1 protein-coding gene is annotated in these 552 nt (G+C 38.4%); it reads left to right on the top strand.

The window, feature by feature from the left end:
• On the top strand, nucleotides 1-552 hold a 552-nt coding region (locus ACH2DQ_RS26550; RefSeq protein ID WP_395028666.1), incomplete at both ends, for a helix-turn-helix transcriptional regulator.

Below are 552 nucleotides of genomic sequence, written 5' to 3'. Positions count from 1 at the left end.
AGAATATCGTTGAAAAACATCTTCCTACTGACTATGCGTATATGATGATCAGCGGTATGATGTCAATTTGTCTGTCTTATATTACAGAAATGAATGGGAATATCAGTGATATTTTTGGCGGGGGATTTTCGCCGTATTCAGAATTGTATAAAAAGACTTCCTTAAATGAGTGTCTGGCATTTCTACAGGATGTATTTGGAAAAACCATGGATGCGTTTCAATCTAATTATTCAAAGCGTGGTGCGGAGATTATTTCTATGGTGGAGGAATATATTGCCGTGAATTACAGTGATTGTGAATTAACGGTAGAAAAGATTGCGGAAGGTGTATATCTGGACAGCAGTTATCTCCGCAGAATAGTTTCCAGGCAGCTTGGATGTACGATTTCAGACTTACTCACTAATGTGCGGATGAAAGAGGCGAAAAAGTTAATGGAAGAGGCGGAAATGACGGTTACCATGGTCTCGGAAAAAGTAGGATACAGCGAGCCGGGATATTTTAGTAAATGTTTCAAAAAATATTATGGGGTCTCCCCAAAAAAATTCATTTGTC

This window comes from Robinsoniella sp., assembly GCF_034124845.1.
The sequence above is the reverse complement of the archived record's forward strand: the minus strand, read 5'-3'. Positions and strand labels throughout refer to the sequence as shown.